The 1,295-nt window shown below is 53.4% G+C and carries 1 protein-coding gene; it reads right to left on the bottom strand.

The genetic code is table 11. The annotated features are described in order from the left end of the window. The coding region (locus ASC50_RS00745; protein WP_158648221.1) for an ATP-binding protein at positions 1–1,295 on the bottom strand (1,295 nt) is incomplete at both ends.

Genomic DNA, 1,295 nt, shown 5'->3' with positions numbered 1-1,295 from the left:
CAACAACCCCCATCGGATAGCCCGGAGCCTTCGATCCCAGCGCATACGGGCGGCTCAAACGCGCATTCACCTCAATCACGCGGTAGTCCTCCGACACCGTGTCGAAAGCATACTGCACGTTGCATTCGCCCACAATCCCAATGTGGCGGATGATGCGAATCGCCAACTCGCGCAATTTGTGATACTCCTTATTAGTAAGCGTTTGCGACGGAGCCACAACGATACTTTCGCCCGTGTGGATACCCAGCGGGTCGAAATTCTCCATATTGCAGACCGTCATGCAGTTGTCGTATTTGTCGCGCACCACCTCATATTCGATTTCTTTCCAACCCTTGAGCGATTTCTCAATCAACAACTGATTGGAATAGTTGAACGCCTTTTCAGCCAACGCCTGCAACTCCTCCGAATTGTTGCAAAAGCCGCTTCCCATACCGCCAAGGGCATAAGCCGCCCGCACGATGATGGGATAGCCCAACTCCTCCGCCGCCTTGTGGGCATCCGCGATGCTTTCAACGGCGATGCTCTTAATCGACTTCACATCAATTTGGTCAAGTTTCTTGACAAACAGTTCGCGGTCTTCCGTGTCAATAATCGACTGCACAGGCGTCCCCAGCACCTGCACATTGTATTTTTCAAACACCTTGCTTTGGTAGAGAGCCACACCGCAGTTGAGGGCAGTTTGTCCGCCAAACGACAGCAGAATGCCATCGGGACGTTCTTTAGCGAGCACTTTTTCGACGAAAAACGGCGTAACGGGCAAGAAATAAATCTTGTCGGCAACCCCTTCAGAGGTCTGCACAGTCGCAATATTGGGATTGATGAGAATGGTTTCGACCCCCTCCTCTTTGAGGGCTTTGAGTGCTTGTGAGCCGGAATAGTCAAATTCGCCCGCCTCCCCGATTTTTAGGGCACCGGAGCCGAGTAGCAGCACTTTTTTAGCAGACACTGTCATTGCGTCTTTGGCAGACACCGTCATTGCGGGCTTGACCCGCAATCCCCTGTCAAGAATAGGAGTGCTTGTTGGGGTCGGTGTGCTTGTCGGGAGGGGATTGCGGGTCAAGCCCGCAATGACAGTACTCTGCGTGCTACCATTCATTGCACCAACGAACATATCGAACATAAAAGCGGTGTCAGTAGGACCGGAAGCCGCTTCGGGATGGAATTGCGCCGAAAACCACGGCTGCGTTTTATGGCGGATGCCCTCATTCGAGGCGGCGGTCATATTAGTGGACAGCACCTCCCACTCATCACTCAAAGTATCGGGATTTACCCCGGGGCCGGGGTTTTGCGGGGGG

This window comes from Candidatus Symbiothrix dinenymphae (assembly GCF_001431085.1).
The sequence above is the reverse complement of the archived record's forward strand: the minus strand, read 5'-3'. Positions and strand labels throughout refer to the sequence as shown.